The 22685-nt window shown below is 64.1% G+C and carries 20 protein-coding genes and 1 pseudogene; 12 read left to right on the forward strand and 9 right to left on the reverse strand.

Annotated elements, in window-relative coordinates; genetic code table 11:
- Nucleotides 1–102 precede the first annotated feature (102 nt).
- Nucleotides 103–618, reverse strand: coding sequence for a YcgN family cysteine cluster protein (locus YY7_RS0128265; protein WP_028166150.1), 516 nt, complete (start codon nt 616–618; stop codon nt 103–105).
- A gap of 295 nt (nt 619–913) precedes the next feature.
- Between YY7_RS0128265 and YY7_RS0128270 the strand changes: the two genes are divergently transcribed.
- Genes YY7_RS0128270 through YY7_RS0128280 form a run of 3 tightly spaced genes read left to right on the forward strand, consistent with a single transcriptional unit; the run spans nt 914 to nt 4420 of the window.
- Nucleotides 914–3184, forward strand: coding sequence for a transglycosylase domain-containing protein (locus YY7_RS0128270; protein WP_028166151.1), 2271 nt, complete (start codon nt 914–916; stop codon nt 3182–3184).
- A 40-nt stretch (nt 3185–3224) separates the two neighbouring features.
- The gene (locus tag YY7_RS0128275; protein WP_028166152.1) at nt 3225–3803 is read left to right on the forward strand and encodes a DUF1214 domain-containing protein; all 579 of its coding nucleotides are present in this window, start codon (nt 3225–3227) and stop codon (nt 3801–3803) included.
- Nucleotides 3800–4420, forward strand: a complete 621-nt coding sequence (locus tag YY7_RS0128280) for a DUF1254 domain-containing protein (protein ID WP_028166153.1) — start codon at nt 3800–3802, stop codon at nt 4418–4420. Before YY7_RS0128275 ends, YY7_RS0128280 begins: the two co-directional genes overlap by 4 nt.
- A gap of 126 nt (nt 4421–4546) precedes the next feature.
- Here the strand turns inward: YY7_RS0128280 and YY7_RS0128285 are convergent, their stop codons facing one another.
- Nucleotides 4547–5326: a hypothetical protein gene (locus YY7_RS0128285; RefSeq protein ID WP_051396983.1), complete on the reverse strand. Its 780-nt coding sequence runs from the start codon at nt 5324–5326 to the stop codon at nt 4547–4549.
- Between the two features lie 16 nt (nt 5327–5342).
- Nucleotides 5343–5543, reverse strand: a complete 201-nt coding sequence (locus YY7_RS63540) for a hypothetical protein (RefSeq protein WP_080663886.1) — start codon at nt 5541–5543, stop codon at nt 5343–5345.
- Between the two features lie 306 nt (nt 5544–5849).
- Between YY7_RS63540 and YY7_RS0128290 the strand changes: the two genes are divergently transcribed.
- Nucleotides 5850–6782: a DUF2336 domain-containing protein gene (locus YY7_RS0128290; protein WP_080663887.1), complete on the forward strand. Its 933-nt coding sequence runs from the start codon at nt 5850–5852 to the stop codon at nt 6780–6782.
- A gap of 123 nt (nt 6783–6905) precedes the next feature.
- Here YY7_RS0128290 and YY7_RS0128295 read toward each other — a convergent pair whose 3' ends face one another.
- Complete coding sequence (locus YY7_RS0128295; protein ID WP_028166156.1) at nt 6906–7250, reverse strand: DUF1491 family protein; 345 nt, start codon at nt 7248–7250, stop codon at nt 6906–6908.
- Between the two features lie 317 nt (nt 7251–7567).
- Between YY7_RS0128295 and YY7_RS64495 the strand changes: the two are divergent.
- The 4 genes and pseudogenes from YY7_RS64495 to YY7_RS0128315 form a co-directional block, all read left to right on the forward strand.
- Nucleotides 7568–7810 (forward strand): annotated as a pseudogene (locus YY7_RS64495) (calcium-binding protein); the annotation flags it as partial.
- Between the two features lie 69 nt (nt 7811–7879).
- Nucleotides 7880–9475 (forward strand): hypothetical protein, encoded by a 1596-nt coding sequence (locus tag YY7_RS62105; RefSeq protein WP_196237350.1) that lies wholly within the window; start codon nt 7880–7882, stop codon nt 9473–9475.
- Nucleotides 9476–9624: 149 nt separating this feature from the next.
- Nucleotides 9625–11379, forward strand: coding sequence for a type I secretion system permease/ATPase (locus YY7_RS0128310; RefSeq protein WP_051396978.1), 1755 nt, complete (start codon nt 9625–9627; stop codon nt 11377–11379).
- Nucleotides 11376–12683: an HlyD family type I secretion periplasmic adaptor subunit gene (locus YY7_RS0128315; protein WP_028166158.1), complete on the forward strand. Its 1308-nt coding sequence runs from the start codon at nt 11376–11378 to the stop codon at nt 12681–12683. The genes YY7_RS0128310 and YY7_RS0128315 overlap by 4 nt, the downstream gene beginning before the upstream one ends.
- A gap of 74 nt (nt 12684–12757) precedes the next feature.
- Here YY7_RS0128315 and YY7_RS0128320 read toward each other — a convergent pair whose 3' ends face one another.
- On the reverse strand, nt 12758–13516 hold the full coding sequence (locus tag YY7_RS0128320) for a peptidoglycan-binding domain-containing protein (protein WP_028166159.1): 759 nt from the start codon (nt 13514–13516) through the stop codon (nt 12758–12760).
- On the reverse strand, nt 13509–15326 hold the full coding sequence (locus tag YY7_RS0128325) for a sensor histidine kinase (protein WP_028166160.1): 1818 nt from the start codon (nt 15324–15326) through the stop codon (nt 13509–13511). The genes YY7_RS0128320 and YY7_RS0128325 overlap by 8 nt, the downstream gene beginning before the upstream one ends.
- Before the next feature lie 416 nt (nt 15327–15742).
- Between YY7_RS0128325 and YY7_RS0128330 the strand changes: the two genes are divergently transcribed.
- Nucleotides 15743–16129: a DUF5330 domain-containing protein gene (locus YY7_RS0128330; RefSeq protein WP_028166161.1), complete on the forward strand. Its 387-nt coding sequence runs from the start codon at nt 15743–15745 to the stop codon at nt 16127–16129.
- A 91-nt stretch (nt 16130–16220) separates the two neighbouring features.
- Nucleotides 16221–16652 carry a SufE family protein gene (locus tag YY7_RS0128335; RefSeq protein WP_028166162.1) on the forward strand — a complete coding sequence of 144 codons (432 nt, stop codon included), beginning with the start codon at nt 16221–16223 and terminating at the stop codon, nt 16650–16652.
- 41 nt (nt 16653–16693) lie between these two features.
- On the opposite strand, the gene YY7_RS0128340 is transcribed toward YY7_RS0128335, so the two are convergent.
- Nucleotides 16694–17107: a MucR family transcriptional regulator gene (locus tag YY7_RS0128340; RefSeq protein ID WP_028166163.1), complete on the reverse strand. Its 414-nt coding sequence runs from the start codon at nt 17105–17107 to the stop codon at nt 16694–16696.
- A 182-nt stretch (nt 17108–17289) separates the two neighbouring features.
- On the reverse strand, nt 17290–18213 hold the full coding sequence (locus tag YY7_RS0128345; protein ID WP_028166164.1) for a hypothetical protein: 924 nt from the start codon (nt 18211–18213) through the stop codon (nt 17290–17292).
- 334 nt (nt 18214–18547) lie between these two features.
- On the opposite strand from YY7_RS0128345, the gene YY7_RS0128350 reads away from it, so the two are divergent.
- Both YY7_RS0128350 and YY7_RS0128355 read left to right on the forward strand, forming a co-directional pair.
- Nucleotides 18548–20197, forward strand: coding sequence for a glycosyltransferase family 39 protein (locus YY7_RS0128350; RefSeq protein WP_028166165.1), 1650 nt, complete (start codon nt 18548–18550; stop codon nt 20195–20197).
- Between the two features lie 105 nt (nt 20198–20302).
- Nucleotides 20303–21082: a class II aldolase/adducin family protein gene (locus YY7_RS0128355; RefSeq protein WP_028166166.1), complete on the forward strand. Its 780-nt coding sequence runs from the start codon at nt 20303–20305 to the stop codon at nt 21080–21082.
- 194 nt (nt 21083–21276) lie between these two features.
- Here YY7_RS0128355 and YY7_RS0128360 read toward each other — a convergent pair whose 3' ends face one another.
- Nucleotides 21277–22680, reverse strand: coding sequence for a M20/M25/M40 family metallo-hydrolase (locus tag YY7_RS0128360; RefSeq protein ID WP_028166167.1), 1404 nt, complete (start codon nt 22678–22680; stop codon nt 21277–21279).
- Between the last annotated feature and the right edge of the window lie 5 nt (nt 22681–22685).

The following is a 22685-nucleotide window of genomic DNA, read 5'->3' on the forward strand; positions in this document are numbered from 1 at the left end:
CAATCTAGGCAGCAAATGTCTGCTGAGGCAGGCGGCTCAGCGCATGGGCGCATTCCGAGGCCGCGTCATCCCAATGACGTGAGTTGCGCCTTGGATGAGACGCTACGATTTCGGCCGGTTTTTCAGCCGCGCCCGCTTCGGCAACAGCGCCGGCCACCGCACGATGTGGTCCTCGAGCTCGGCGTCTGGGATCTCGTCCTCGGTTCCCTGCACCCGGCCGCGCACGGAGACGCCGGCCTCGTGCACGGTGTTCGGGTCGCCGGAAATCAGCGGATGCCACCAATAGAGATCGCGCCCCTCCGCGACCAGTTTGTAGCCGCAGCTCGGCGGCAGCCAATTGAGGCTACGGACATTCTCGGGCGTCAGCCGGACGCAGTCCGGAACCTTGTCGGACCTGTTCGGATAGTCCTTGCAGGCGCAGCGCCCCGCATCCAGGAGTTTGCAGGAGACGTGGGTGAAGTAGATCTTCCCGGTGTCCTCGTCCTCGAGCTTCTCCAGGCAGCAGCGCCCGCAGCCGTCGCACAGGCTTTCCCATTCGACATTGGACATTTGCTCCAACGTCTTGGTTTTCCAGAAAAATCCCTCCTGGTTCGAGGCGCGCTTGGGTGGTGCGGTCATGGACATCGAAGAATTTGGTTTAACTCGGCTCGCACCCCATCTAGGGGCGGCAGTGGCAGGCGCGCAAGCGGGCCCATCTACGGGCCAGCCAACGAGTTCACAAACAGGTTCAGCCTGACATTAAAATCGCAAGCAACACCATTGGTTTATAGCCTCCGCTCAGATAGAAACAACAACCGAGTCTCCCAGGTGACGCGAACAGCGCCTTGGGTTTGCCGCAACATGGAATCAAGACGCTCGACCGGTGCCCAAATGGATGGGCACGTGAGCGGTTTCTAAACGAGCAAGGGCCCCGGTGCGCCAGATCCTACCGCCGCAGTGGACGACCAAGCTCCGGAACTTCTTTCTGGACCTGGATGCGCGCATCGACTCCACGCTGTTCTCCTCCGCCAGGGGACTGCGTGAGCTTTATGAGCGCTATTCCACCTTCATGGACCGCTTCTATGTCGGCCGCTGGAAGCGCTGGGTGCTCATCGAGCCGCTGTCGGAAGCCGCCACCATGGGGCTCGGCGGCATGGTCGTGCTGCTGGCGCTGGCGATCCCGGCGTTCCGCGAAACCGCCGATGACGACTGGCTGAAGAAGTCCGATCTCGCGGTGAGCTTCCTCGACCGTTACGGCAATCCGATCGGCAGCCGCGGCATCAAGCATAACGACTCGATCCCGCTGGAAGACTTTCCGGACGTTCTGATCAAGGCCACCCTCGCCACCGAGGACCGCCGCTTTTACGACCATTTCGGCATCGACATCGCCGGCACCGCCCGCGCGCTTGTCACCAACGCGCAGGCCGGCGGCGTGCGCCAGGGCGGCTCCTCGATCACGCAGCAGCTTGCCAAGAACCTGTTCCTGAACAACGAGCGCACCATCGAGCGCAAGATCAAGGAAGCATTCCTGGCGATCTGGCTCGAGCACCGCCTCAGCAAGAACGAGATCCTGAAGCTCTATCTCGACCGCGCCTATATGGGCGGCGGCACCTTCGGCGTCGACGGCGCGGCGCATTTCTACTTCAACAAGTCGGCGCGCGACGTCAATCTGGCGGAAGCCGCGATGCTCGCCGGCCTGTTCAAGGCGCCGACCAAATACGCACCGCATATCAACCTGCCGGCGGCGCGCGCCCGCGCCAACGTCGTGCTCGATAACCTCGTCGATGCCGGCTTCATGACCGAGGGCCAGGTGTTCGGCGCCCGCCGCAATCCCGCTGTGGCGGTCGACCGGCGCGACGAGAATTCGCCGAACTACTATCTCGACTGGGCATTCGACGAGATGCGCAGGCTCGTGGACACCTTCCCGAAATCCTACACCGAGCGCGTGTTCGTGGTCCGTACCGCCATCGACATGAACGTACAGCGCGCCGCCGAGGAGGCGATCGAGAACCAGCTTCGTCAGTTCGGCCGCGACTATCACGCGACCCAGGCGGCGACCGTGGTCGCCGATCTCGACGGCGGCGTGCGCGCGATGGTCGGCGGCCGCGACTATGGCGCCAGCCAGTTCAACCGCGCCACCGACGCCTACCGGCAGCCCGGCTCGTCATTCAAGCCTTATGTCTACACCACGGCGCTCCTGAACGGGTTCACGCCGAACTCGAAGATCGTCGACGGCCCAGTATGCATCGGCAATTGGTGCCCGCAGAACTATGGCCACTCCTATTCCGGCTCGGTGACGCTGACGCAGGCGATCACGCGCTCGATCAACGTCGTGCCGGTGAAACTCTCGATCGCGCTCGGCGGCAAGGAAGGCCCGAAGGCCGGCCGCGCCAAGATCGTCGAAGTGGCCCGTCGTTTCGGCCTCAAGGCGCCGCTGCCGGATACGCCGTCGCTGCCGATCGGCTCCGACGAGGTCACCGTGGTCGAGCATGCGGTCGCTTACGCGACGTTCCCGAACAGGGGCCGGTCCGTCACACCACATTCGGTGCTGGAAGTCCGCACCGGCGCCGGCGACCTCGTCTGGCGCTGGGACCGCGACGGTCCGCAGCCGCGGCAGGCGATCCCGGCCTCCGTTGCCGCCGACATGGCGGGGATGATGAGCCACGTGGTGAGCGAAGGCACCGCCCGCCGCGCCGCGCTCGATGGTATTCCGACCGCCGGCAAGACCGGCACCACCAACGCTTATCGTGACGCCTGGTTCGTCGGCTACACCGGCAACTTCACCTGCGCGGTCTGGTACGGCAATGACGACTACTCGCCAACCAATCGTATGACCGGCGGCTCGCTGCCGGCACAGACTTGGCACGACATCATGGTCGCCGCGCATCAGGGCGTCGAGGTCCGGGAAATTCCCGGCATCGGCATGGGCCAGAAACTGCCGAAGGAGCCGGCGGCGCAGGCGAATGCCGCGCCCAAGATACTCGAGACCAAGCCCGGTCCGCCGCCAGTGCTGACCAAGCGCGGCGCCGATATCCTGGTGCGGGTCGAGAAAATGCTCGACGATGCGGCCAGGACGTTGGGCAAGACGTCGTCCAACGCGCCGGCGCAACCGGATAAGCCGTCGTCCAGCGCACTGGCCTTCCCCGAGAATTACATCACGGCGGCCGGCGACCAGGCGGCGCCACCGACGCCGCGCAAGAACTAGAGCATGATCCGGCCAGTGATCGCTTCGGAGCTGTAAGGCCGTGCGGCTGATCCTCATCACCTTGCTCGCGCTGATCGTTGCCGCCGGGATCGGGCTCGGCTCGACTTACGTCGCCGCGACGCGCGGCACGAATATCGGCACGCTGAAGATCGGCGCATGGACGGCGCGGCCGCGGAACGGCACATCCGACATCGACCCCTACAACCGCGCGATCATCGCCCGCTCGGGCGAATTGCCTGTTGGCACCGGCGACGGCATCGGCTTCACCGCCACCACCGACGACAACAAGAAACCGCTCGACGGACGCTGCGACGTCGTCGTCAGCGGCGTCACCCCGCCGGCGCGGTTCTGGACGCTGACGCTGTTCGACAACAAGGGCCGTCTGGTGGCGAATTCGCTGCAGCGCTACGGCTTCACCAGCCAGGAGATCATCCGCGCATCCGATGGCACCTTCGAGATCCGCATCGCCTCGCGCTCGCGCGCCGGCAACTGGCTGCCGACGGGCGGCATCGAGCGTTACGCGCTGATGCTGCGGCTCTACGATACGCCGGTCGGGGTGGCGACGCGGACCCAGCGCGACGCGCCGATGCCGACGATTTCGACGGTGGGCTGCCCATGATCCGCCTCGCCTTCACGATCATCGCAGGCGTGCTGCTGGGCGGCGTGGTGCACCTCGTCAGCGTGCTGGCCCTGCCGCGGATCGCCTCGCAGGACGCCTATTCGCGGTTGACGCCGATCACGCAGCTCAACGCGGTCACACCACTGCCATCAGCGGATCCCGGCAATTCGCTGATGCCGTTCATGGACCCGGCATTCGCGATGGCGATCTGCCGCTACGATCTCTCGACCGGGCCGATCAAGCTGACGGTGCCGGTGAGCCAGGCCTATACCTCGGTGTCGTTCTACACTCGCAACGAGCTCGCCTATTACGCCATCAACGACCGCTCCGCCGGCAAGAAGGTGATCGAGCTCGATTTGATGACCGAGGCGCAGCACAACGAGCTGCCGGAGGATGAGGACGTCACCGCCGCCGACCGGCTGATCATCGATTCCCCGACCACGACCGGCCTGATCCTCCTGAAGGCGCTGGCGGCCGAGCCCGGCCTGATGCCGCAGGCCCAGGCCTCGCTCGCGGCCGCAAGCTGCAAGGTGCAGGCCTGGCCGCCGGCACCGAAGCAGGCCGAAATCCCGCTCCCCGCCCCTGCGCCCGCGGCACGGCCTTCCGGCAAGCGCTAGACTGCCAGCCCTCATGGTGAGGAGGCGCGCAGCGCCGTCTCGAACCATGAGGCCCGTGGCCCATCCTTCGAGACGCGGGCTTACGCCCGCTCCCCAGGATGAGGTCTGTGTGCGGTGGCGCGGTCGTTAGCCCTTCACGACGGTGGCGTGCCCGATCACCGGCGGCTGTGCGGCGACTGGCGGATTGGCGGTCAGCACGGCGAGCTCGCCGATCAGGCGGTCGGCATCAGCCGCGACGTTATCGGGCGCCTGGATCACCAACCGCTCCAGCGCCCAGCGATAGGACGAGATCCGCCGCTCCAGGCATTGCTGGACCCACTGCACAATCAGCGTGTTCTCCTCCATCCGCGCGATCGCGTCAGCCCGCTCACGCGGCGACAGGTCCGACACCATGCCGAGGCTGGCATTGCGCTTGCGGTCGAGCTCGATGACGCGCCAGGCGGTGGCAAAGAACGGCTCGAAGCGTGTGATGTCGTCGCGCACGTCGTCGATCAGCTGCATGTAGCGGGAAGTGTGCGCGCGGTGGGGCTCATCGATCAGCGCCCGCCCGTAAGCGGTGCGGTCGAACACCACCTTCTGTCGCCATGGCGATGGCAGCGGCTGATAATCGCCGAACACGCTCTTCCAGGCCGGCCGCGAATGTGGCGGCTCGATCAGGGGATAGGCGAGATCGCGGAGCTGGCGCTCGTTCTCGGTAAGCTGGAACTGCGAGGGCCTCATGCCGATGCTGCCGGTCGCTTCCGCGCCGAGCCAGCGGTGCATGTCGTCGTTGCGGAAGTCGGCGCGGGTGCGTCCGAAATCACCGCCGCTGCAGCCGCCGAGCGCCGTGCCGATCAGCAGCAGCGCCACTACCGGGCGTGCGCGACGGCGTCCCGTGCTCCGGCTCGGAAGATCCCCCTTCCGCATCTCAAACGTCCAATCGTCAGGTGCGCCGACGACGACGGCGACGAGGCGCTGCACCTTCTGCCGGCCCGCGTCCACCGTCGCTCTGCTCGGTTACGCGCTCAATCCGGATAACGGGAAGGATCAGAACAGTCCCCATGCCATCGCTTGCAGCGCCACCCATGACTGCGCCCAGCCGCCGCGAAGCCGCATCCGCCGGAAACTCAATGATGGTGCCCATTTCTGTTCTCTCTGCCTGCCGCGCGGCGATGATTGCCAGGCGACGTCCGGATTAAGAACCGCACGTGGTTAACGACCTCTTAATCGGAGCCGCCGGTCGATTACCGATGTGGCGAGTGTGCCTTATTCGCCAGATCGCTTCCGTCAGATAGTTCACATTTTAACGGATGCCTTCACGGCTCGTTTTCCTTAACCGGCTCTTAAAGCCGCCGACATAGGCTGGCGTCAGAACGTTTTGCGCATTCTCGAAAGTCGCGTACGCCTTCCCATGAGCGCAGCTCCAGTCATTCCAGGCCTCGACGGGCTGATGACCCTCTCTCGTCGCGAGGGCGTCGACATCCGTCCGACGCTGCTGCGCGTGCTCACCGACCTCTATGTGCAGGCCAAAGCTCATTCGGCTGATGAAGAGCGGCAGTTCGTCGAACTTGCCTCGCGCCTGATCGACCAGGTGGACGATGCGACGCGCGCGGCGGTGCGGGCGCGGCTCTCGGTCTATCCGGCGACGCCGGAGGAGCTTCTCGGCAAGCTTAGCCTGCGGCGCACCGACCCGGACCAGCAGTTGCCGGTCGCCGCTGAAATCGCTGGGCCGCCGTCTCCACCATTGCCGGTCCAACCCCCGACCGAAGCGCAGCTTCGGATGGCAGCGAGCCTCGCAATGCGGCCCAACGATGCCGCAGAGATCACCGACATGTTCTTCGCCGCGACGGCCAGCGAACGGGTCCAGATCCTGCAGAACATCGTGCAGACGCCGCTGAAGGCATCAGCCCGGATTCCTGCAGCGCGCGCCGCGCGCGCCATCGAAATCCTGGAAATGGCGGCCTTCGCCGAAGACATCGAGAATTTCGCGCGCGAGGTCGGCGAAGCCCTGATCCTGCCGTCGCGCATCGCCGAGCAGGTGGTGAATGATCCCGGCGGCGAGCCGCTGGCCTGCGCGGCGAGAGCGCTGAACATGCCGAGCCCGGCGTTCCAGCGGGTGCTGATGTTCCTCAATCCGGCGTTGGGTTCATCGGTGCACTACGTATTCCGCTTGTCGCGAATGTACGATCGGCTGAGCGAGCGCACGGCGCTCATCATGCTCGCTGCATGGCGCGGCTCAACCATGGCGGTCGCGCGCGCCAAATATCGCCCCTCGCTCTACGATGACGAACGCCATCGCGCACGCTCCACATCTGCCGATAGGCGCCCGGCGGGTCAGCCGGGCGATGCGCCCGCGATCCGCTCGCAGAGCTCCGGACGCTAGAGCATTTTCGGTTCTGATTGAATCAGAACCGAAGCTCCAGATTCTTGTTTTGACGCGTTTTCTTCACGCGAACCGGTCTCCACCCTCGGATCAAGTCCGAGGGCATGCTTCGCTCGAAAACCTCTAACCCTTCGCCAGGTCCAGAAAGTGCCGTCCGGCCTTGTCCTCGGTCTCGACGACCCAGACATCGGGATCGAACCGGATTTCCTTGGCAAGCCGTTGCTCCACCGATGATTCCGGTACCGGCTCCTTCGTCATCGGCACGAAGATGCGGTCGAACGGCCGGCTGTCTTCATAGGCTGTCTGCGGCGCGGGCGTGTAAAGCATGGCGTTGCCGTCGAGCAGCGCCACCTTGACGAACACCGCCCCCGCCTCCTCCGCGCCGCGCCGGCGCACCGCACCGAACACGCCTTCCGTCTGGCAGCGCCGCAGATATGCGGACACCCAGATGCTTGATTTCAATCGCATTGCACAACGATAAGCCGGCCGCGAGGTCAGCGCCAGTGCCTCTCCGCTCGTTTTGTGCGAGACGCTCAAACGAACCGGGCGAGCCGGTGGCCTCCCAAGAGGTGACCGAATTGCCACCTTTTCCACAAGGCACCAGCACTCCGCGACTCTTTGTCACGCAACTAAAACAAGCCGAATTTCCCGAGAAAATCGACATCATTTGCCGCAGATGGGCGAGTTTCCGCCTCTAGCGATTGCAACTTCATCCCGATGTCGCGCGACCGTCACGGCCGATTGGTTAACGGACCGGGCTACGATCCATTTTCCAGGGGAAAGCAATGTCAGGACGTCATCAATACCATCACGCGCATCACCACGGCGGCAAGAAGCTGTTCGGAACGAAAAGCGACGACGATCTTTTCGGGTCGGACCGCAATGACATCATCTTCGGCCTTCGGGGCGATGATCTGATCGACGGAGGCAAAGGCAACGACACGCTGTTCGGTGGAAAGGGTAACGATGCCCTGATCGGCGGCGAAGGTAATGACCGCCTGTTCGGCGGCCCCGGACGGGATCTGCTGTTTGGTGGCGCCGGCAAAGACGAACTCAGTGGCGGCGACGGCAATGACAAGTTTCTGTTCCGCAAGGGCATGGGCGTCGACACGATCGAGCACCTCGATCGCGGCGATCGCATCGATATCCGCGACTTCCATGTCGCCTCTTTTCAGGCGCTGATCGACTCCGCCCGACAGGTCGGTCACGACGTTCAGATCAGCTTCGGCAACGGCGACAAGCTCGTCATCGAGAATACGCGTATCTCGAGCCTTCATGCCGAACAGTTCATCATCGCAGATGAAGTCAAGTGTCCGTCAAGCTCGCAGACGCCCTACCTCCTCAGCAGCGACTCCCATGTCTACACCCAGTCATTGCTGACGGCGGGTGACAGCGTGGGCGGCTACAAGATGGCCGGCATTCCCGACGGGCTTGGCGCATTCGACAATGGCGACGGGACCTTCACCGTGCTGATGAACCACGAGCTCGGCGGAAACCTGGGCGTCGCGCGCGCCCATGGCGCTACAGGCGCGTTCATCTCGGAATGGGTGTTCGACAAGACCACGCTGCAGGCGGTGTCGGGCAAGGACCTCATCCACGACGTCTGGCTCTACGACACGACGACCAACAGCTATGTCGACCACAACGCCGGCAACAGCCCGGTATCGTTCAACCGATTCTGCTCCGCCGACCTTGCCGATCAGAGCGCGTTCTACAATGCGCAAAGCGGTCTCGGCTTCAACGGCAGGCTCTATCTCAACGGTGAAGAGTCCGGTGTCGAAGGGCGGGCATTCGCCCATATCGTAGGCGGCGCGCAGGACGGCAATAGCTATGAGCTCGCCTGGCTCGGCAACATGTCCTTCGAGAACGTGGTTGCCAATGCGCATACCGGCGACAAGACCGTGGTCGCGGCGTTGGACGATGGCCAGAACGGTCAGGTCTATTTCTATGCCGGCGACAAGAAGGCAACCGGTAACGCCGTCGAGAAGGCCGGCCTGACCGGCGGCCATTTCTTCGGCATTCACGTCAGCGAGTTGGAAGGCGGGTTGAACAACAACGAGCCGAACACCGCCTCCCCGCTCGGGACGGACGAGAAGTCGACCTTCTCGATGATCGATCTCGGCGACGTCAGCGGCATGACCGGCGCTCAGATCGATGCGGCAAGCGAGGCCGCCGGCGTCACCAGCTTCCTTCGTCCGGAAGACGGCGCCTGGGACACGCTCAACCCGAACCGCTTCTACTTCGTGACGACGGACGCCTTCAATGCTCCGAGCCGGCTGTGGGCGTTGGATTTCAACGATGCCAGCAACCCGGCCGCGGGCGGCACCATCAAGCTGCTGCTCAACGGCACCGAAGGGCAGCAGATGTTCGACAACCTCACGGTCGACGCGAACGGCAAGATCGTTCTCTGCGAGGACGTCGGCAACAATGCGCATCTCGGCAAGGTCTGGCAGTACGATCCGGCAACCGACAAGCTGACGCAGCTCGCCGAGCACGATCCGAGCCGCTTCACTTCGGGCGGCGCGAACTTCCTGAGCCAGGACGAGGAATCGTCCGGCGTCATCGACGTCTCGCACATCCTCGGCTACGCCGGTGAGAACGTCTACCTGATCGATACCCAGGCCCACTTCAACGTCGGCGGCGAACAGGTCGAGGGTGGTCAGCTACAACTGATCCACCAGTATCTGGTCTGATGGCGATCATGACGGACGGGCCATTCCCCGTCCGTCACCAAGCCGTGGACTTGCCCTTGGACTTGCGGAGGCGCGGGTTCTTCCCCGCCTCCGCATCCATGCTTTCAAACCGCGCCCCTCACCTGCAATCTGCGGAGCAATTCCCCGTGATGCCAATCGCGCAAGCAAACCGTCCTGCCGCGGAATCGGAATTGCGTATAGCGCTAGCATCCTGCCGCGCCGCGCTGATCGCAATCGCGATGTTCAGCGGACTAATCAACCTGCTGAGCCTGACCGGTTCGCTGTTCATGCTGGAAGTCTATGATCGCGTGCTGCCGAGCCGCAGCGTGCCCACGCTTGTCGGTCTCAGCGTCATTGCAGCCATGCTGTTCGTCTTCCAGGGTATCCTGGAGCTGACGCGTGGACGCATGCTGCTTCGGATCGGAAACCAGATCGACTGGCGTGTCAGCGACCGCGTCTATGATCTCGTGATACGTCTGCCGCTCCGCACGCGCGGCGGCGGCGACGGGCTGCAGCCGGTCCGGGACCTCGACACCATCAGGTCGGTGCTATCGGGGGCTGGCCTGCCGGCGCTGTTCGATTTGCCATGGCTGCCGATCTATCTCGTGATCTGCTTTGCGTTCCACCCGCTGATCGGCGGCACCGTGCTCGGCGGCGCGCTCGTGCTGGTGATCCTGACGCTGCTCACCGATCGCCTGTCCCGTCGCTCGGTGCAAAGAGCGTCGAACCATGCCGCCGCGCGCAACCGACTCGCCGAGGCGAGCCGACGTAACGCGGAAGTCCTGGTTGCGATGGGGATGTCCGCGCGTTTGCTCGCGCGCTGGCGCGAGCTCGGCGATGCCTATCGCCGGCAGCAGAAAATCGCCGGCGACATCTCGGGCGGTTTCGGCGTCGTCGGACGCATGCTGCGCATAATGCTGCAATCAGCCGTCCTCGCGGTCGGCGCCTATCTCGTCATTCACCAGGAGGCATCCGGCGGGATCATCATTGCCAGCTCGATCCTGACCGGCCGCGCGCTCGCGCCCGTCGACCTCGCGATCGCCAACTGGAGGAGTTTCGTTGCGGCGCGTCAGAGTTGGCGGCGTCTCGAAAAACTGCTGGCAGCCATCCCCGCGCCCGCGGCGCAGGTGCCCCTGCCCGCGCCGAGCCGCACGCTGCTTGCGGAAAAACTGTCCGTCACCGCTCCGGAATTCGAAAAGCTGCTGGCCACCGACGTCAATTTCGTCCTCAAGGCGGGCAGCGCGCTCGGGATCATTGGCGCCAGCGGATCGGGAAAATCCTCGTTGGTCCGGGCGCTGGTCGGCGCATGGCCGCCATTGCGCGGTGTCGTCCGACTGGACGGCGCGGCGCTGGAGCAATGGTCCTCCGAGACGCTCGGAAATCACATCGGATATCTGCCGCAGGACGTCGAGCTGTTCGAAGGCACCGTCGCCGAGAACATCGCGAGATTTGTCCCGAACCCGCCGATGGAAATGGTGCTCGCGGCCGCACACGCAGCCGGCGTCCATCAGCTCATCGTCGGCTTGCCGGAGGGATACAACACCCAGATCGGCGAACAGGGCGCGCGCCTCTCCGCCGGCCAAAGGCAGCGCGTTGCACTCGCCCGCGCGCTGTATGCGGATCCCTTCCTGGTCGTGCTGGATGAACCCAACTCGAACCTGGACGCCGAAGGCGAAGAGGCGTTGACCCGCGCGATCCTCGCGGTTCGGGCTCGGGGCGGCATCGTCGTGATCGTCGCGCACCGATCGAGCGCGCTCGCCGCCGTCGACTTCGTAATGACGATGGCCAACGGCAGGCAGCAAACCTTTGGCCCCAAGGACGAAGTGTTGTCGATGCTGACCCGACGAGAACCACCCCCCGCAGGGCCATTCAAGGTCGTTCCTCAAACCGCGGCATCGACATGACCGAGAGCACATTTCGCAGCGAAGACCGCAGCCTGCGCCACCATCTGATCGGCGGAATGGTTATCGCGCTCGTACTGACCGGCGGCATCGGCGGCTGGGCCGCCACCACGGAATTGTCAGGCGCAGTTACTGCATCCGGATCGGTTGTCGTCGATTCCAATGTGAAGAAAGTCCAACATCTGACCGGCGGCATCGTTGGAGAATTGCTGGTCCGCGAAGGCGATCATGTTCGCGCCGGAGATACCCTGGTGCGACTCGATGAGACCGCGCTGCGGGCCGGCCTTGCCATCTACGCCAAAGGCTTGGATGAGATGCGCGCCCGCAAGGCCCGCCTCAGCAGCGAGCGCGATGGCGCCGAGCACGTCGTGGTCCCGTCCGAGCTGCTCGATCGCCCCTCGCCGGAGTTCATCACGGCCCTGGACAGCGAACGCCGATTGTTCGAGCTCAGAGCCACCGCGCGCCTGGGGCAGAAGTCGCAGCTCCGCCAGCGCATCGCGCAGCTCGAAGATGAAATCCGTGGCTACGCCGCCCTGCAGGAGGCCAAGGCGGAGGAGATCGAACTGATCCAACGCGAGCTCACGGGTGTACGGACTCTCTGGGAGAAGAACCTGATCCAGATGAGCCGGCTGACGGTTCTCGAGCGCGAAGCCGCGCGCCTCAAGGGCGAACTGGCGCAGTCGATGGCCGCGACGGCGCAGGTGCGCGGCAAAGTCACCGAAATCGAATTGCAGATCATCCAGATCGATCAGGACCTCAGCAGCGAGGTCGCCAAGGAGCTGCGCGAGATCGACGGCAAGATCGGAGAATTCATCGAACGCAAGGTCGCAGCGGAGGATCAGCTCAAGCGGGTCGACATCCGCGCCCCTCAGAACGGGATCGTGCACCAGCTCAGTGTCCACACGGTCGGCGGCGTGGTCAGCCCGGCCGAGCCGGTCATGCTGATCGTGCCGGAGGCCGATCTTCTGACCGTGGACGCCAAGATCTCGCCTGGAGACATCGATCAGCTCCATGTCGGAGAGGCGGCGAACCTGCGGTTCTCCGCTTTCAACCAGCGCACCACGCCGGAAATCCAGGGCACGATCAGCCGCATCTCGGCAGACGTGACATCGGACCAGCGCACCGGCCAGAGTTTCTACACCGCACGGGTGGCGATCACGCCCGAGGAGCTGGCGCGATTGGGAGACGCGAGACTTCTGCCGGGAATGCCGACCGAAATCTTTGCCAAGACCCATGATCGCAGCGTGCTGTCCTATTTCATCAAGCCGCTGTCCGACCAGATCGTCCGGGCTTTCCGCGAGCGCTGAACAATCTTGCTGATCGGTTCAGCGGAGTAGCGGGTCCGGGGGCGATCCGCGAGGCATCGAGCCGTTGCGCAGGCCTACTCGACCGGGTGTCCGATCATTGCCGAGAGTTCGCGCACGACCCGGTCCGACATCTGGCCGGTCACCGGCAGCTTGCGGTCGCGCTCGAATTTGGCGATTGCGGTCTGGGTGTCGGAACCGATGGTGCCGGTCGGCTTGAGCTGGCCGTAGCCATATTCGGTGAGCGCCCGCTGCACCGCTGCGATACGCTTCGATGTCGCACTCTGGGTGGTCTCGCCGCGCGAGGGGATCGGCGCAGGCGGCCGGATGACATTTGCCGGAGCCGGCGGGGCTGAAGTCGACTTCAGCACGAGATTGGTCATCGGGTCGGAAGTCTTGGGATCGGGAGTCTTGGAATCGGAAGTCTTGGAAACAGAAGCCTTGGAGTCGGAGGTCCGCGGTTCCGCCCTTGGTTCGGCAGGCTTCGCAGGCTCGGCGGGTTTTGCTTCCACCGGCTGAGATTCAACCGGACGCGCAGCCGCCTCGACAGGTCGCGAACGCGGCAGCGGGCTGGTGACGGCGGGAGCCGGCGGCGGCAGCGTCACGACCGAACCGAACATCGGCGATGGATGACGGCCGGCCTGCAGGAACAGCGCATTGGTGACGATGGCAATGACGGCGCCGGCCGCGAGCACGGCGGCGACCGTGTCCTTCGGACTGTGCAGCAGCACGCGCATCACGAGGCCGCGCTCTTCCTCGGCTTCGATCGCAACCGCCTGCGCGCCACGACGGCGGCGGCGCGGCATCTCGTCATCGTCGGCGACTTTTCTAGGCACTCTTCTTCACCTGCTGGGCTTGTTCTTGTAATCCCGATCGCAACGCGGGCTTCAGCGTCGCGATCTTGCCGGAAGGCTCCTGCACTGGCGGCGGCGCAAACGAGAGCGGCAGCGTCACCGTCACGGTGGTGCCTTCGCCAAGCTTGCTCTCTACACTCATCTCGCCCTGGTGCAAGCCGACCAGGCCCTTCACGATCGACAGCCCAAGTCCCGTACCCTCATGGCGGCGCTGATAGGTCTTGCCGGCCTGGAAGAAGGGATTGCCGATCCGTTTGAGATCGTCAGCATCGATGCCGACGCCGGTATCGGTGATGCGGAGCATCAGCCGCGATCCCTCGACCGCAGCCGACACCGTGACGCTGCCGCCGCGCTCGGTGAACTTGATGGCGTTGGATACGAGATTGAGCGTGATCTGCTTGAAGGCACGCGGATCGCCGTTCATCATGGGCAGATCCTCCGGCGCGCGGGTGATCAGATCGACGCCGTTCTCCCGCGCCTTCAGCGCCAGCAGGTTGCAGCAGTTGAGCAGCGCCGGGCGCGGCGCGAAAGGCTCGGGCGCAATCTCGAAGGTGCCCGTTTCCATCTTGGACATGTCGAGGATGCCGTTCACCACCGACAACAAATGCTGGCCGGAATCACGGATGAGCTGCGCATACTCCTTGCGGCGCGCCGCATCGAGCATCAGCACGTCTTCCTGGGCGATCATGTCGGAGAAGCCGATGATGGCATTCAGCGGCGTGCGCAATTCGTGGCTCATGGTGGCGAGGAACCGCGTCTTCGACGCGTCCGCCTGCTCGGCAGCGTTGCGCGCCTGCTCCAGCGCCTCCTGCTGCATCTTGCGATCGGTGACGTCGCGAATCACGGCGACGACTTCGCCCTCGCCTGCGGCCTGATCGAGTGGCCGGCAGCGCATCTCGACCCAGATGAAATCCGCCGACTGCATCAAACCGCGCGGCGCCTCCCGCCGCAGGCGGAATTCGACGCTGCGTCCCTCGCCGCCCCGTGCTGCATCCGACAACGCAGTGAGATAGGCCGGACGATCGGCGACATGGACGCGATCGAACAGGCCGTGCCCCATCAGCCGCGGCGCCGCCAGGCCGAGCATCGCTTCCGCCGCCGGCGAGATGAATTGCACCGCGCCGTTACGGCTGTGGCGCGACAGCACGTCGCTCATGTTGTGCGCCAGGAGACGGTAGCGTTCTTCCTCGCGATAGAGCAGCGCCACGCTGGTGCGCGCGAGCGACTCCGCGCCGAAAGCAAGACCCGCGGCATAGAGCGTCGCCGAAACGACGCCGAACCCGATCAAGGCGCCCTGCAATGGCGCGCTCAGATTTGACGGCGGCAGCAGGTGGAAATGGCCGAGCACGATCAAGGCTGCCGCACATGACATCGCAAGCGCAAAAGCGAATGCCACCACACGGCGCGAGGCCGACAGCGCCGCCTCGATCGGAACGACGATGAGCCAGACCGCGGCAAAGGATGCGATCCCGCCGGTGGCCGCCGCCACAATCATGACGAAGCCGGCAAGCGCCAGCGACGACAGCACATGCGCGCCTTCATAACGGCCGGTGCGCGACAGGAACCAGGACAACAGGATCGGGGCGATCAGCCACGCGAAAGCGGCAACCTCGATCGCGGTCGGCGCGCCGCGCAGCGCGAGATAGACCGGAAACGCAGCGAACGCCGCCAGGCTACCGAGCAGACGCGGCGCCATGAAGGCGCGATGCCGCGCCCGCGTCAACGCATCATATCTCGCCGACGGATGCAGCAGGGCATCGAGACAATCGCGGATAATACTCAAAACACTCACGGCTTTCGCGCTTTCCGATCCTGCGTCAAAGACGAGTCGGAACGCCCCCTTCATCTTGGACTCACCGTGTCAGAGTGAACTTAAGCGAACGCTAAGGCACAGCGCCCGGCCGCCAGACTCCGTGCATTCGCACGGCTTTTGCACATCACAGCGGGCGCATTTGGCGCGGATGGTGAACGCAAGGTTTCCGCGATCGATAACCTTATGGTTTCGAAATGGTGGATAGACCGGGCTCGTGCTGCTCGCCGGCATCAATCGAAAATTTACAGCGAATCAACGCGCCCGCGCATTTCGGCACGCATTTTCCGCGAATTTTCGACGATTTAACTTCAAGGCAAACACTTGCGCTTTATTGACCGCTGCTAGTCACGTGCGAATTGCGGATCAACCGCAAACGAAGATGACGGGGTCGCGAGATGTTTTTCCTGCTGCGCATGGCATTCTGGCTCGGGCTCGTGCTCGTGCTGCTGCCAAGGGACAAAACACCTGAATCGGAAAAGCTGCCGCAGATCGGCGCCGCCGAAGCCGTGCAGGCGGCGACCGCTGCTGTCAGCGACATGGGCCAGTTCTGCAAGCGCCAGCCTGCGGCTTGCGAGGTCGGCGGCCAGGCTGCGACCGTGATCGGTCAGCGCGCCACCGACGGTGCAAGGAAAATCTATCAGATCATCATCGACAAGAAGTCGCCGGACCACACCGGCTCGATCGGCTCGCCTGAGGATGCCGAGGTCGCCCTGGTTGCGTCCCGTGACACCCTGACGGCCGACGACCAGGCCATCGAATGGCGGCCGCCGCCCGCGCCGTGACCGCAAAATAAGCCGGAACCGGCTGCATTTTCATCGCATTCGGCCGCCCGCGACCCTATATAACGATCGGAGTGATGGGACGCGGGTGACGATGACGATCGACGAAATCAGGGAGAATTTCTCGCTGCTCGACGAGTGGGACGACCGGTACCGGTACGTCATCGAACTCGGCCGCACCCTTGCGCCGATGCCGGAAGAAGAGCATTCGGCGGCCAACAAGGTGCAGGGTTGCGCGAGCCAGGTCTGGCTCTCCAGGAAGATCGATCACGCCGCCAACGGCGAGCCGCGGCTGCATTATCTCGGTGACAGCGATGCGCATATCGTGCGCGGCCTGATCGCGATCCTGCTCACGCTGTATTCGGACCGCACGCCCAAGGAAATCCTGGCGACGGATGCGGCCGCGATCTTCGATGAGTTCGGGTTCCGCGATCACCTGACGCCGCAGCGCTCCAACGGATTTCGCTCGATGATCGAGCGTATCCGCTCGGACGCACGTGAGACGCTCGCGACTACCGCTTCCTAGCCCTTCATTTTTGACGGGCTTTCTTCACGCAAATCGGAACGTTACTTCCGCTTCCGCTGCTGCTGACCGAGACCCATCTTCTTGGCAAGTTGTGAGCGCGCCACCGCATAGTTCGGCGCGACCATCGGATAGTCGGCCGGCAGTCCCCATTTCTCCCGGTATTGTTCCGGCGTCATGTTGTACTGCGTGCGCAGGTGACGCTTCAGCGACTTGAATCGCTTGCCGTCTTCCAGGCAGACCAAATATTCTGATGTAACCGATTTCTTCACGGACACCGCAGGCTTGGCCGGCTCGAGCGGCGCCTCGGTCCGTCCGCTGGCAACCCGCATCAGCGCGGCATGCACCTGGCTGATCAGGTTGGGAATCTCCGAGGCCTGGGTCGGATTGTTGCTGAGATAGGCCGATACGATGTTGGCGGTCAGTTCGACAGGGCTTTTGCCGGTGGCATCGGTCATCGCGCAACCTTCTCTTGAGGCTTGGACGTTGGCAAAGGGGCAGGACCGCAGACAATATCGAGCTACGCCAATACATCAGCGGAGCCCCGCATTACTTGCCAAATATGAGCGGATTACCGGGAATCTAGCAAGAACGACGCGGCTTTATTTTTCAAGACGCGCGATTGCAAGTATTTCCCGATCTATGACGAACGCTGCTCGAGATGCGACCGCAGCTCGTCGATGGAGGCGAAGCGCATCATGCCTTCCGGCATCTGCGCCTCGATCGAACCGTCGGAATAGAGCGAATAGGCCATGCCGTCGACGACGCCCGATTTCAGCACCGTCACCGGCGGCTGCTCCTGCGGCTGCGGCGGACGACGGTCGGCCAACGGCGCGCTGGAGCTCTCGCCTGGGGTCGAGGGCATGCGGGGCGCGCGGCGCGGCGGAAGGTCGGACGGTCGCTGCCGCTCCGGTCTCGGCCAGTTGTCATCGAAGTTCACCTGCTGCGACTCGCCCGATTCGGCGGCCGGCGCCAGTGGATTCGAACGCGGCTCCGGCGAGAGCATGTCGGGCGTCAAAGGCTCGCCTGTGCGTGGCTGGGCCCGTTCACGCTCCTTGCGCGTGGAGGAGAACATCAGGTTGCGCCGCTTGGGACCTGCCGGGCCAACCTCCGACGGTTCCGCACCTGGCGGCAACTCGTTGCGGGCACGATCGCGCGCGGCAGCCTCGTGATACCAGGGCGGCGGGGTGGCACCGGCCGCCGCGGGTCCCTCCGGCTCACCGTCCCCAGAACCGTCTGCCGCTAGTTGACCGCGCCTGAACGGGAAGCCCCCCTCGGGCGCAGCCGCAGCACGCGGCGCAACGGGTGGCAGCGGGAATTCGTGGTGCGGCTCTTCGCGGAGCGCCTCTTCAGGCACCCCGGTGCCCAGGCGCCGGGCGAGATTCCGCAGCTCCCGGACATTGAGCCAGAGGCCGAACATGATCAGGCCGGTGCAGAACCCGAACACACCGGAGAGAATCAGCGTGCTGCCGACGCTGAATTCCTTGTATTGAATGCCATAGCCGATCGCCAGCAGGCCCGCCAAAAGCAGGCCAAAACCCGCGACCAACATCCCGACCATCATCAAACTCACCCCCGAAAACCGCGCTGAATCTACGCGCCGGCCCCCTATTCCACGATACCGTCATATTATGTGCATCGCCAACCAACAATTCCGGAGACGGTTCCTATCCGGATCTTGAACAGGATTACCGCTCCGTTCGCCTCTCAGGACAGCCGGCCGGCAACGCGCCCCCCGTAGATTTACCGGCTACGAATTGATGCCAAATTGCTGCGACGCATCAGTAAATTACGCCACAATTCCCAATTACTCGTTAGTGGAACTGCGCTATATGGATGCCGGGGAATGAGGCCCTAAAGCGCCACCAGGGCCGAGGGACGCCGGGTCACCAATAGCCATGTCATCCATTACGACTTCTGCCATCGAAACGCCCACGCGGCGCTCGGTGGAAAAGACTTGCGATGATCTTGCGATCATCGTGCTGAGCGCGGTCGCGCTGATCGCGGGCCTCACGTTCCGTGATTATGGGCTGGGCTGGGACGATTACACCCACGCCGAATACGCCGACCTCCTGCTGCGCATGTATGGTTCCGGCTTCAAGGACACCGGCGCGCTGTCATTCGCCAATCTGTACATGTATGGCGGCGGTTTCGACATGGCGGCGGCGCTGCTGCACAAGGTCATCCCGCTCGAACTGTTCGAAACCCGCCGGCTGCTCGGCGCCGTCGTCGGCGTGATCGGGCTCGCGGTCACCTGGCGGCTCGGCCGCCGCGTGGGCGGTCCCCTTGCCGGCCTTGCCGCGCTGCTGTTGCTCGCGCTGTGCCCGACCTTCTACGGCCACATGTTCATGAACCCGAAGGACGCGCCATTCGCGGTGGCGATGATGATCCTGCTGATGGGCCTTGTGCGCCTTGCCGAGGAGTATCCGGCGCCCTCGCCGCGTACCATCCTGATCGTCGGGTTTGGCGCCGGGCTTTCGCTCGGCTGCCGGGTTCTCGGCGGTCTGGCATTGATCTACGCCGCGGTGGGTTTCGTGCCGCTGTTGCTTGAAGAAGTCCGCAAGCAAGGCCCGCGCGAGGCGGCGCATCGCTTCGTCCATGTGGTCTACGTGCTGCTGCCCGGGTTGATCTTCGGCTATCTGGTGATGGGCCTGATCTGGCCGTGGTCGATCATGGAACCGGGCCACCCGCTCGAGGCCGTGACCTATTTCTCGCACTTCTTCGAGAAACCCTGGAAGGAGATGTTCGACGGCGCGCTGGTCTCGGTGCCGGATATGCCGTGGTCCTATCTGCCGACGCTGTTCGCGCTGCAGCTTCCCGAGGTGCTGCTGGGCTTCCTGGTCGCAGCTGTTGTCATGAGCCTGATGTCGCTGTCGCGCGCCGACGTCACCGCGCGGCGCAAGACCATCCTCTTGATGCTGACAATGGCGGCAACGCTGCCCCTGGTCATCGCGATGGTGAAGCGGCCGGCGCTCTACAACGGCATCCGCCATTTCATCTTCGTGATCCCGCCGATGGCGGTGCTGGCGGGCTTTGCCTTCGCCCGCACCATGGACTGGCTCGGCGAAAAGCGTCGGAGCTGGCAGCCGGTGGCGCTCGCCGTCTTCACCTTCGGCCTGCTGCTGCCGCTCAGCGAGATGATCCGGCTCCATCCGTATCAATATACCCACTTCAACCATATCGCCGGCACGGTCCGCGGTGCCGACGACCTGTTCATGCTGGACTACTGGGGGCTAGCCCTGAAGCAGGCCTCCGATGGCCTGCGCGAGCAACTGATCGAGCGACAGGAAATTCCGCCGGTTAACGGCAAATGGAAGGTCGCCGTCTGCGGCCCGCAGCGCCCGGCGCAGGTTGCGCTCGGCCCGGACTTCACCATCGGCTGGGACAGCCAATCCGCCGATTTCGCCATGACCCTCGGCGAGTTCTACTGCAAGGGCCTGACCGCGCCCGTGCTGGTCGAGATCAAGCGCGATGACGTCGTATTCGCCCGCGTCTACGATATCCGCGGCCGAAGCATTTCGAGCCTGCTCGCGATTCCTGCGCCGTAGGGCCCGCGCACAAGGGCATATCAGTCACGCCGAACCTGCCTTGCTGCCGGCCGGCGGCAAGGCTACGCTTCCCGTTGACAAATCAACACATGGGAGAAGCCGGTCATGTCGCCAGCGGAAGCTCGCCTGAAGGAAGTGTCCTCGGATATGACGGATGCCGAGTGGCAACAGCGCGTCAACCTCGCCGCCTGCTACCGCCTCGTGGCGCTGTATGGCTGGGACGATCTGGTCGACACTCACATCTCCGCGCGCGTGCCGGGGCCGGAGCATCATTTCCTGATCAATCCGTATGGCCTGATGTTCGAGGAGATCACGGCCTCCAGCCTGGTCAAGGTCGATCTGGGCGGCAATCTGCTGTCGAAGACCGACTACAACATCAACCCCGCCGGCTTCACCATCCATTCCGCCATCCACGAGGTGCGCGAGGACGCCGGCTGCGTGCTTCATCTGCACACGCCTGACGGCACCGCCGTCTCGAGCGATCCGGAAGGGCTGCTGCCGCTGAACCAGACCGCCCAGCTCGTCACCCACGATCTTGCCTACCACGACTATGAGGGCATCGCGCTCGATCATGACGAGCGCCCGCGGCTGCAGCGCGATCTCGGCAGCAAGAACCATATGCTGTTGCGCAATCACGGCACGCTGACGGTCGGCCGCTCCGTCGCCTCCGCCTTCGAGCGCATGTACCATCTGGAGCGGGCCTGCACCATGCAGGTGCGCACCCGCATGCTGGGCCCGACCGTCTACCCGGTCGAGCAGTCCGTGATCGACAAGAACACCGCGCTGCTCTCCAATCCCGACCGCGCCGAACTGCGCTCCACAACGCTGGTCTGGCCGCCGCTCTTGCGCAAGCTCGACCGCATCGACCCGAGCTTCCGCAATTGAATTTTCGGGATTTTGGTGTAAGGTTGCATGCAACAACCTCTCCACTATCGAATAAAAACGCCGCCCAATCCCGGGCGGCGTTTCAGCTTTCTGGGTCTGTCATTGCCGGGCTCGACCCGGTAATCCATCAACCTCCCGTAACAGTCCGTTTCGATGGATGCGCGGGTCAAGCCCGCGCATGACGTGCGAGGCGCCTATCTCGGCAGCTCCGCGAGCGCGGCCAGAATCCTTGCCCAGGAGCGGATGCCTTTGTGGAAGCTCTTGAGGTCGTACTTCTCGTTCGGCGAATGGATGTTGTCGTCGTCGAGCCCGAAGCCGACCAGAAGCGAATCGAGGCCGAGCGTGCGCTTGAAATCGGCGACGATCGGGATCGATGCGCCGGAACCCATGAGAACCGCTTCCTTGCCCCATTCTTCCGTCAATGCGCGCTTGGCGGCGGCGAGCGGCTTCATGTTCCAGTCGAGTGCAATAGCGGGCGCGCTGGAATGGTCGCCGAACTCAACCGAACAATCGGCCGGGATCCGCGCCGTCACGTAATCGCGGAACGCCTTTCGGATCTTGGCAGGATCCTGCCCTTCGACCAGGCGGAACGAAACCTTGGCCGAGGCGAGCGACGGGATCACCGTCTTCGAGCCTTCGCCGATATAGCCGCCCACGATGCCATTGATATCGCAGGTCGGGCGCGAGGAAATCTGCTCAATCAGAAGACGATCCTTCTCGCCGGCCGGCACGGAGAGCCCAATCGGCTTCAGGAAAGTCTCGGGCGTCAGGTTGAGCTTCTTCCACTGCTCCAGGACATCCGCCGGCAGGTCCTTCACCCCGTCGTAAAAGCCGGGAATGGTGATGCGACCATTGTCGTCGAACAAGCCGCCGAGAATGCGGGTCAGCACGCGGATCGGATTCTGTGCCCCGCCGCCGAACACGCCGGAATGCAAGTCGCGGTTGGCGGCCTTGATCTTGACCTCGTCATAGACGAGGCCGCGCAACGACGTGGTGATCGCCGGCGTGTTCGGATCCCACATGCCGGTATCGCAGACCAGCGCGAAATCGGCCTTGAACTCCGACTTGTTGGCTTCCAGGAACGGCACGAAGTTCTTCGAGCCGACCTCCTCCTCGCCCTCGATCAGGATGGTGATGCCGACCGGCAGCGAACCCGCGACCTGCTTCCAGGCGCGGCAGGCTTCGATGAAGGTCATCAACTGGCCCTTGTCGTCCTCCGCGCCGCGCGCAACGATGATCTTGCGGCCATCGGCATGATCGGTGACCACGGGCTCGAACGGCGGACGGTGCCACAGATCAAGTGGATCGACCGGCTGCACGTCGTAATGGCCGTAGAACAGAACGTGCGGCCGGCCATCCGTGCCGCCATTGGCCTTGGCGACGATGGCGGGATGGCCCGCGGTCGGCCTGACCTCAGCCGCAAAGCCGAGCGTGGCGATGTCCTTGGCGAGGTGCTCTGCCGCCGCCTTGCAGTCAGCCGCGAAGGCCGGATCGGCCGAGATCGATTTGATCCGCAGGAGCGAGAACAGCCGCTCCAGGCTGTTGTCGAAATCGGCGTCGATGCGGTCGAGGACCGCCTGAAGCTTTGGATTGGACATCGCTG

The sequence above is a fragment of the Bradyrhizobium elkanii WSM2783 genome, from assembly GCF_000472865.1.
GTDB classification, from domain to species: Bacteria; Pseudomonadota; Alphaproteobacteria; order Rhizobiales; family Xanthobacteraceae; genus Bradyrhizobium; species Bradyrhizobium elkanii_A.

What these genes read in the sequence shown, in the direction of transcription:
- YY7_RS0128355 (WP_028166166.1), top strand. Translation starts at nt 20,303, where the DNA reads ATGTCGCCAGCGGAAGCTCGCCTGAAGGAAGTGTCCTCGGATATGACG.
- YY7_RS63540 (WP_080663886.1), bottom strand. Translation starts at nt 5,543, where the DNA reads ATGGGCACCATCATTGAGTTTCCGGCGGATGCGGCTTCGCGGCGGCTG.
- YY7_RS0128310 (WP_051396978.1), top strand. Translation starts at nt 9,625, where the DNA reads ATGCCAATCGCGCAAGCAAACCGTCCTGCCGCGGAATCGGAATTGCGT.
- YY7_RS0128265 (WP_028166150.1), bottom strand. Translation starts at nt 618, where the DNA reads ATGACCGCACCACCCAAGCGCGCCTCGAACCAGGAGGGATTTTTCTGG.
- YY7_RS0128340 (WP_028166163.1), bottom strand. Translation starts at nt 17,107, where the DNA reads ATGACCGATGCCACCGGCAAAAGCCCTGTCGAACTGACCGCCAACATC.
- YY7_RS0128360 (WP_028166167.1), bottom strand. Translation starts at nt 22,680, where the DNA reads ATGTCCAATCCAAAGCTTCAGGCGGTCCTCGACCGCATCGACGCCGAT.
- YY7_RS0128345 (WP_028166164.1), bottom strand. Translation starts at nt 18,213, where the DNA reads ATGATGGTCGGGATGTTGGTCGCGGGTTTTGGCCTGCTTTTGGCGGGC.
- YY7_RS0128285 (WP_051396983.1), bottom strand. Translation starts at nt 5,326, where the DNA reads ATGCGGAAGGGGGATCTTCCGAGCCGGAGCACGGGACGCCGTCGCGCA.
- YY7_RS0128350 (WP_028166165.1), top strand. Translation starts at nt 18,548, where the DNA reads ATGTCATCCATTACGACTTCTGCCATCGAAACGCCCACGCGGCGCTCG.
- YY7_RS0128295 (WP_028166156.1), bottom strand. Translation starts at nt 7,250, where the DNA reads ATGCGATTGAAATCAAGCATCTGGGTGTCCGCATATCTGCGGCGCTGC.
- YY7_RS0128330 (WP_028166161.1), top strand. Translation starts at nt 15,743, where the DNA reads ATGTTTTTCCTGCTGCGCATGGCATTCTGGCTCGGGCTCGTGCTCGTG.
- YY7_RS0128315 (WP_028166158.1), top strand. Translation starts at nt 11,376, where the DNA reads ATGACCGAGAGCACATTTCGCAGCGAAGACCGCAGCCTGCGCCACCAT.
- YY7_RS0128290 (WP_080663887.1), top strand. Translation starts at nt 5,850, where the DNA reads ATGACCCTCTCTCGTCGCGAGGGCGTCGACATCCGTCCGACGCTGCTG.
- YY7_RS0128280 (WP_028166153.1), top strand. Translation starts at nt 3,800, where the DNA reads ATGATCCGCCTCGCCTTCACGATCATCGCAGGCGTGCTGCTGGGCGGC.
- YY7_RS62105 (WP_196237350.1), top strand. Translation starts at nt 7,880, where the DNA reads ATGGGCGTCGACACGATCGAGCACCTCGATCGCGGCGATCGCATCGAT.
- YY7_RS0128335 (WP_028166162.1), top strand. Translation starts at nt 16,221, where the DNA reads ATGACGATCGACGAAATCAGGGAGAATTTCTCGCTGCTCGACGAGTGG.